5 protein-coding genes and 2 tRNA genes are annotated in these 7461 nt (G+C 66.3%); 4 read left to right on the top strand and 3 right to left on the bottom strand.

Going from position 1 to position 7461, the window contains the following annotated elements:
* Nucleotides 1–13: 13 nt before the first annotated feature.
* A tRNA-Val gene (locus tag VJ307_10395) sits at nucleotides 14–88 on the bottom strand.
* 53 nt (nucleotides 89–141) lie between these two features.
* Nucleotides 142–909 carry a hypothetical protein gene (locus tag VJ307_10390; GenBank protein HJX74548.1) on the bottom strand — a complete coding sequence of 256 codons (768 nt, stop codon included), beginning with the start codon at nucleotides 907–909 and terminating at the stop codon, nucleotides 142–144.
* Nucleotides 910–1140: 231 nt separating this feature from the next.
* Between VJ307_10390 and VJ307_10385 the strand changes: the two genes are divergently transcribed.
* Nucleotides 1141–1236: transfer RNA gene (locus tag VJ307_10385), tRNA-Sec, on the top strand.
* Between the two features lie 482 nt (nucleotides 1237–1718).
* Here VJ307_10385 and VJ307_10380 read toward each other — a convergent pair.
* Entirely contained in the window at nucleotides 1719–2324 is a 606-nt protein-coding gene (locus VJ307_10380) for an epoxyqueuosine reductase QueH (protein HJX74547.1), read from the bottom strand.
* Nucleotides 2325–2378: 54 nt separating this feature from the next.
* On the opposite strand from VJ307_10380, the gene VJ307_10375 reads away from it, so the two are divergent.
* Genes VJ307_10375 through VJ307_10365 form a run of 3 tightly spaced genes read left to right on the top strand, consistent with a single transcriptional unit; the run spans nucleotide 2379 to nucleotide 6812 of the window.
* Nucleotides 2379–3194 carry a site-2 protease family protein gene (locus VJ307_10375; protein ID HJX74546.1) on the top strand — a complete coding sequence of 272 codons (816 nt, stop codon included), beginning with the start codon at nucleotides 2379–2381 and terminating at the stop codon, nucleotides 3192–3194.
* A gap of 10 nt (nucleotides 3195–3204) precedes the next feature.
* A complete protein-coding gene (locus tag VJ307_10370; protein ID HJX74545.1) occupies nucleotides 3205–4956 on the top strand; it encodes an ABC transporter ATP-binding protein in 1752 nt (583 codons plus the stop codon).
* Nucleotides 4953–6812 (top strand): ABC transporter ATP-binding protein, encoded by a 1860-nt coding sequence (locus VJ307_10365; GenBank protein ID HJX74544.1) that lies wholly within the window; start codon nucleotides 4953–4955, stop codon nucleotides 6810–6812. The genes VJ307_10370 and VJ307_10365 overlap by 4 nt, the downstream gene beginning before the upstream one ends.
* Nucleotides 6813–7461: the final 649 nt, after the last annotated feature.

Here is a 7461-nt window from a genome sequence, read left to right as displayed (position 1 = left end):
TTCGTAAAGGGTATGGTGGGCGCTACAGGATTTGAACCTGTGACTTCCACCGTGTGAAGGTGGCACTCTACCGCTGAGTTAAGCGCCCGCGGGAACTCCATTCTACCTTTCCCCGCGGGCCCGGCAAGCGATTTTTCCCCGTCAGAAGGAGAACTGCGCTCCGACGTACGGCCCTTTCAGCTTCAGGTCGGCGACGATGTCGTTCTCATCCACCTTCAGCTCGATGTACCGGTAGCCCCCCTGGATCCGGAAGAAGGGGAACGGGCAGAGGGAGGCGAACGCGTCGGCCTCGTAGAGGTGGTTCCCCGAATAGGCCATCCCGGTAACCCGGGCGTCGACGCGGACGATATTCTTTGCGAACCCTGTCCCTGCGGCCAGTCCGATCATGGGGATCGGAGCTTTAAAATCCCGCTTTTCCTTCAGGACAGAGCTCGCAAGTTCCACCTCGCCGTCGACGTACTTCACCTTGGCGATCAGTCCGAGATAGAAACTGGCGGCGATGAGGTCGTGCCGGAGGATGTCTACCTGCAGTTCCGCGTCGAGCATATCGACATCCAGGTGGGAGATGACATTGTCGCTCACCGAGAAGGTCTGGCCGTTGAACACGATGGTCCGGGCCAGGGTATGGTCCCCGTCGAAGCGGATCGGGGTGTACCCGAGCCGGAGGGTGACCCTTCCGAACCGGAGGAACGCCTCGCCGGAGAGGAAATTCTCGTCCCCCACCCCGAGGTCGTCCTTCACGTCGAATTTCGTCTCCGGGATTCCTGCGGTGGTGGTCTGCGCCGTGGCGGCAAGATCCGGGAACCAGTACATCCCCCGGACGCCTGCCTCGAATCCCGGCAGGGCCATCGCGGGGGTGGAGAAAGAAATCAGGAGCGCGGCGGGGAGCAGGACCAGCAATCGTCTCATGGTTCCTCCATGGCCTTCTGTTATAATGTCGGCGCGATCCCCAAACGGAAACGCGACGGAGCGGAAATGACGACGGAACGGAAGCGGGAAATTCGGCGCCGCCGGCAGAGAAAGAAAAAGGCGGTGAAGCGCCGCCGGAAAGAAGCGGAAAAGAAGTAGGCAGGCCGTGCCGCGGACGCGCGGGACGCAAGGTCCCGCATCGACGGCGGTCGCGGCGGAGATCATCCGGACGGAAGCGGATGGGGCGCTGGTGGCCCCCCCGGACTTCAAATCCGGTCGGGAGGCAGCAATGTCTCCGGGGGGTTCGATTCCCTCACGCTTCCGCCAACCTTTCCCAAACCTCATGAAATGCTTATCGGGTGTTCTTGGGCGTTTCTTCAGGGAACCGGGACGCTCTTTTAGGAGTGTCCCCGACCATGCGACGGAACCCCGGCTCGCGGGGGGCTTCCACTCCGCGGCCTCGGAGGGGGGCTCCGTTCGTGGCTCGCCGTGCGGTGAACCTACACGGCTGCGCTTAACCTCACTGCGCCCCCGCTCCTTCGGCCTGCTGCGCCGCTGACTGCATTTCCGGGACCGGGGACCCGAGGCGATGCGGGGGGGTCGACGAGGCGGGGGGACACTCCTGGAGGTTGTCGGTAGTACGGATGGAGGAGTGTCCCGCTGAAGGATACGGATCGCGTCGAGCGGAACCGGCAGCGAGCGGGCGCAAGGTCGCGAGCGTAGCCGAGGGGATCCCTCCGCGAGCCTGGGTCCCCGGTCACAGTCCACCGGGGACATTCCGAAGGGGGACATTCCCAAGGGGGACATTCCTATATCGAGTCGTACGTTGAGGAGTGTACCCGCCCAGTCAGCGAATACCGGCAGCCGCAGTAGTTCTGACGGTAGATCCCGAACCGCTTCGTGATCTCCACGCTCTTCCGGAAGCCGTCGTTTTTCTTCAGGTCCGCCTCGAGGAAGAGAACCCCGGCCTTCTCCCCCTCCTCGCGGCCTGCGCGGTTGACTATCGCGGCGTCCTTTTTCGGGCTGACGGTCAGGACTGTGGAAAATGCGGGATACCCTCGGGATTTCGCTTCCCTCGCGGTTCGGGCAAGACGCATCCGGATGCACGCCTCGCATCGGCGGCCCCTTTCCGGCTCGTCCTCCATCCCTCGGGTCGCCCGTTCCCACTCCTCCTCCCCGCCACCTGCCACGGTCAGCATGAAGGGGAACGCGTCCTGGAGTTGCCGGGCCGCAAGGAGTCGTCGAACGTACTCCTCCCCCGGCTGGATGTTCGGGTTGAAAAAGAACCCGACGACCGGAAACCGCATCTCCATCGCCGGGACGCCGTACGACGCGTCGGGCGCGCAACAGATGTGGAGCAGTACCCTTTCCCCTTCCGGGACCATCGTGATTCGCCTCCGGTTCCGAATCCCCACCTGCCGTTTCCTTTATCTTATAATTGAGGCAAGGAAACAAGGAGAGAAACGCCTTTGATCATCCATGGAGTTCTGTTCGCCATTACCTTTTTCACCACTCTTGTCGCGGGGGCGTTCCTGGCCGGCGGGAACCCGTTGGCGGCCCCCGGGGACCTCGTGCTCGGATTCATGTTCTCCCTCCCGCTCCTCTCGATCCTCGGGGTGCACGAACTTGGCCATTACACGGCCGCGAGGCGTCACGACGTCACGGTGACCCTCCCCTATTTCATCCCCGCCCCCTCGTTCATCGGGACGTTCGGCGCCTTCATCAAGATCAAGTCGCCCGTCCCGAACCGGAATGCCCTGATGGACATCGGGGCCGCCGGGCCGATCGCGGGCGCGATCGTGGCCGTGCCCGTAATCCTCATCGGGCTCAAGCTGTCGGTTGTGCAGCGGACCGCGGGGGTCCCGGCGGGGATCCCCCTCGGGGAGTCGATCCTCTTCCGGGCTGCGACGTACGCCGTCCACGGGTCCGTCCCGGACGGGTACGACGTGGTATTGCACCCCGTGGCCTTCGCGGGGTGGATCGGGTTGCTCGTCACCGCCTTGAACCTCCTTCCGTCCGGCCAGCTCGACGGCGGTCACATCGCCTACGCGCTCTTCGGGGTCAGATACGAGAGGGTCGCGCGCGCCATACCGTACGTCCTCCTTCCCCTCGGGATCCTCTGGGCGGGATGGATCCTGTGGTCCCTCATGCTCCTCTTTCTGGGGACGAGACACCCGCCGCCGCTTTTCGAGGAGGTCCCCCTGACCCCCGGCAGACAGCGCCTGGGCATCGCGGCGGCCCTCCTCTTCCTGCTCTGCTTCACCCCCAACCCGATTCCGGGATAGGGGAACGGCCATCCGCGAGCTTCTCTCCCTGCGCCCCTACCTCGGCCGCCACAGGCGGGCGTACCTTGGGTGCGTCCTTTTCCTGTTCGTGTCCAGCCTCTTCGGGCTCCTCGTCCCCTGGATGACCCGGGAGGCGATCGACGGGATCTCGGCGCCGAGAGGAGGAGAGCGGGTCGTCCGGGCGGTCTCCTGGATGGTCTTTTTCGCGGCGATGCACGGGGGGTTCCGGTATCTCGGCCGGCGAGGGATGCTCGTGACGGGCCGGCGTGTGGAGATGCGCCTCCGGAGGGACGTTTTCTCCCACGTGATCCGCCTTCCCCTGTCGTTCTTCGGCAGGACGCCCACCGGGGATGTGATGTCCCGGATGACGAACGATGTATCGGCGGTCTGGCTGCTCCTCGGTCCCGGGGTGCTGACGCTCGTCGGGACCGCGATCTCCTATGTCCTGGCCCTCCTTTTCATGGCCCGGATCAGCGTCACGCTGACGCTCGTCTCCCTCGCGCTCGCCCCCGTGATCGTGTACACGTCCCGGGAGTACGGCAAGGCGTTCCACCGGTACCACCGGAAAGCCCAGGAGTCCATCGCCGCGATGAACGACACCCTCCGCGAGAACGTCACCGGGATCCGGCTGGTCAAGGCGTACGGGCTCGAGGCGCAGGAGGAGCGAAGGTTTCACCGCGCCTGCCGGGAATATTACCGGCATAACGTCTCGGTCTCGAAGACCTCCGCCGCCTTCCACGGGGCGATCGGCCTCCTGGCGGGGGCGGGGGTGGCCATCGTCCTCCTGCTTGGGTCGTGGCTCGTCATCCGGGGGGAGCTGACGCTGGGCGGCTTCGTCGCCTTCAACGCCTACCTCGCGATGCTTTCCTTCCCGACGATGGCGCTCGGCTGGGTGATCAACCTCGTCCAGCGGGGCGGGAGCGCGATGGGGCGGATCAACGAGTTCCTCGGAGTCCTTCCCGAACCCTGGGAACCCGCACTGTTCCCTCCGCGCAAGGTCGGAGACGCCCCGTTCCTCGAGGTCCGCGACCTCTCGTTCGCCTACGGGGAGCAGGACCGGGGCGAGGCGCTCCGGGGGATCAGCTTCTCCCTCCGGAAAGGGGAGATCGTCGGCCTCGTGGGGCAGACGGGGAGCGGGAAGACCACGCTCTTTTCCCTGCTCCTGCGGCTGTACCCCGTCCCGGCGGGGACGGTTTTTCTCGAGGGGAGGGACATGGGCGCGATCCCCCTGGACGAGGTCCGGCGCACGGTTTCCCTCGTGAGCCAGGACCCGTTCCTCTTCTCGGACACGATCCTGGCGAACATCGGTTTCGGAAAGGATCTCCCGGATGAGGAGGAGGCGCGCCGCGCAGCCGCCAAGGCGCGGTTCCTGGACGAGATCGAGGAGATGCCGGACGGCATGCGCACGGTGATCGGGGAGAGGGGGATCTCCCTCTCCGGCGGCCAGAAGCAGCGGGCCACGATCGCCCGGGCCCTGTGCGCGGGGGGGGAGATTCTCCTTCTCGACGACGCCCTCTCCGCGGTCGACTCGGAGACGGAGCGGGAGATCTTCCGGGAAATCCTCTCCGAAGGCGGCGGCCGGACGGTCCTGTTCAGCACGCACCGGATGGCATCTCTTTCCCGGTGCGACAGGGTCCTCGTTCTCGAGGGGGGCAGGATCGTGGAGGAGGGGACGCACGACGAGCTGCTCTCCCGAAGGGGGGTCTATTACGACCTCTATTCCCGGCAGATGCTTGCCCGGGAGCTGGAGGCGGCGCAATGAGCAACGGGAGGGAGTTCTATTTCTACGAGGACCGGGTGGAAGCGCGGGGGATGGACATCCGGCTCCTGCGCCGTCTTTTTTCCTACCTGATCCCCCACAAGGGGCTCATCGCGCTGGCCCTCGCGGGGCTTTTCCTCGGCACGGCCTGCCAGCTCGCCGGGCCCTACCTCATCAAACTGATCATCGACCGGAACATCACGCCCCGGGTCCTTACCGGGATGGGCGGGCGGGTCGCCCTCTACCTCGCTGCGGTCGCCGGGGGGATGGCGTTTCTCTATCTTCAGATGTTCACGGTGTCCATCCTCGGGCAGCGAGTCATCCTCCACCTCCGCACCGAGATGTTCGGAAGGCTTCAGCGACTGCCGGTCTCCTTTTTCGACCGCACCCCCACCGGGCGGCTGATGACCCGCCTCACCTCGGACGTGGAGGCGCTCCAGGAGCTGATCTCCTCGGGCCTCGTATCCACCGTGGGCGACGTGGTGCTCCTGGTCGGGACCGCCTCGGTCCTGTTGTGGCTGAACGCCCGGCTCGCCCTCATCATTTTCGCCGTCCTTCCCGCCCTCCTCCTCTTCGTCGAGCTGCTGAAGAAGTTCATCCGGGAGGGGAACCGGGAGATGAGGAGGAAGCTCGCCCGCATGAATGCCTTCCTGCAGGAGCACGTGAGCGGGGTGGCCGTCGTGAAGGCCTTCGTGCAGGAGGAGAAATCGGACCGCGGGTTCGACGAGCGGAACGAGGAGTACGCCGCGGAGAGCGTCCGCCTGACGAACTTCTACTCCGTGTACTTTCCCGGGGTGGAGCTGATCGCCTCCGTCGCGGTGGCCCTCCTCCTCTGGCAGGGGGGGATCCGGGTGATCTCGGGGGCGGTCACGTTCGGGACCCTGGTCGCCTTCCTCGAATACGCGCAGAAGTTCTTCAACCCCATCAAGGACATGAGCGACAAGTACAACATTCTTCAGTCGGCGCTCGCCTCGAGCGAACGGATCTTCCTCATCCTCGACCAGGAGATCTCTCCCGAGTACCGGCCGCCCCCTTCCGGCGCAAAGTCTCCCGCCGGGAGGAAGGAGGGGCCGGAAGCCGGGGGAGGGCGGGGACCCGACCCGCCGGCGATCGAGTTCCGGGACGTCTGGTTTTCCTACCCGGGCGGAGACGGCGAGGACCGGGGAGGGAGGAAGATGGTCCTTCGCGGGGTCTCCTTCACGCTCGGCGAGGGGGAGACGGGGGCGATCGTGGGGGCCACCGGCGCGGGAAAGACGACGATCCTCAACCTGCTGTGCCGGTTCTACGAGATCTCCCGGGGGGAGATCCGGCTCTTCGGGAGGGACGTGCGGGAGATCCCCCGCAGCGAGCTGCGCGGGATGATCTCCCTCGTCCTGCAGGACCCGTTTCTCTTTTCCGGGACCATCCGGGAGAATGTCGAGGCGGGGGGGGGCGCGCTCGACCGGGCCGTGGAGGTGGCCGGCGTCGCGCGATTCTCCGCCGGCTGGGACGGCGGACTGGCCACGCAGGTGGGGGAGCGGGGCGGGCGGCTCTCCGTAGGCCAGCGGCAGCTCGTCTCGTTCGCGCGGGCGCTGGCCCGCGACCCGAAGATCCTCATCCTGGACGAGGCGACCTCCAGTGTGGACCCGGTGACCGAGCACGAGGTCCAGACCGCCCTCGCGATCCTCCTGGCCGGTCGCACCTCCCTCGTGGTCGCCCACCGGCTCTCCACCATCCTCTCGGCGGACCGGATCATCGTGATGCACCGGGGGAAGGTCCGGGAGACCGGCACCCACCGGGAGCTCCTCGCGGCCCGGGGGATCTACCACCGGCTGTTCACCCTCCAGTTCGGCGGAAGTCAAGAACAGGGACGTTCTTAAAACTTTTCATCCTCTGCGGCGGGCGCCGCATTGGCACGTCCCGTTGCGAGGGCGCCGGGAGCGGCTTCGCCTCCGGGGTCCCCGCTCGCGTCCAGCCTCGGCTCCCCGGCTGCGTCCAGCGAACGTGCCCATTGGTCCTCTCCCCGGCCATTCTCCTTCCTATGTGGTACGCAATCACTATTGCCCTACAAACGGCGGGGCCTCCGCCGGTTCCGCCTTCGGCTTACCGCTCGGGGGATCCCCTGCGGCGGGCGCCGAATTTGCCTGCCCCGTCGGGAGAGCGCCGGCAACCGGGGCCCCAGGCGATGCGGGGGGGTCGACGAGGCGGGGGGACACTCCTGGAGGTTGTCGGTAGTACGGTTGGAGGAGTGTCCCGCAGAAGGGAAGAAATCGCATCGAGCGGAACCGGCAGCGAGCGGGCGCAAGGTCGCGAGCGTAGCCGAGGGGACCCCTCCGCGAGCCCGGGGCCCCGGGAGACGGCATTCGCACCCGGGCGCACGACCGAGGCGTACCCACAGCGGTACGATGAGGGCGTGCAACGAAGCCGGCGGGGATGCAGCGGTCCTCGAATGCCGGGATCTTCCGGGAATGGAAGATCGAAGCCTGCTACGAGGCGGGCCCCTCGGGGTACGGTCTGGCTCGAGATCTG

It is taken from the genome of Candidatus Deferrimicrobiaceae bacterium (assembly GCA_035256765.1).
Classification (GTDB): domain Bacteria; phylum Desulfobacterota; class Deferrimicrobia; order Deferrimicrobiales; family Deferrimicrobiaceae; genus CSP1-8.
The sequence above is the reverse complement of the archived record's forward strand: the minus strand, read 5'-3'. Positions and strand labels throughout refer to the sequence as shown.

Bases quoted from the DNA above. Each gene is read 5' to 3' on its own strand.
- VJ307_10365 (HJX74544.1), top strand. From the start codon at position 4,953: ATGAGCAACGGGAGGGAGTTCTATTTCTACGAGGACCGGGTGGAAGCG.
- VJ307_10390 (HJX74548.1), bottom strand. From the start codon at position 909: ATGAGACGATTGCTGGTCCTGCTCCCCGCCGCGCTCCTGATTTCTTTC.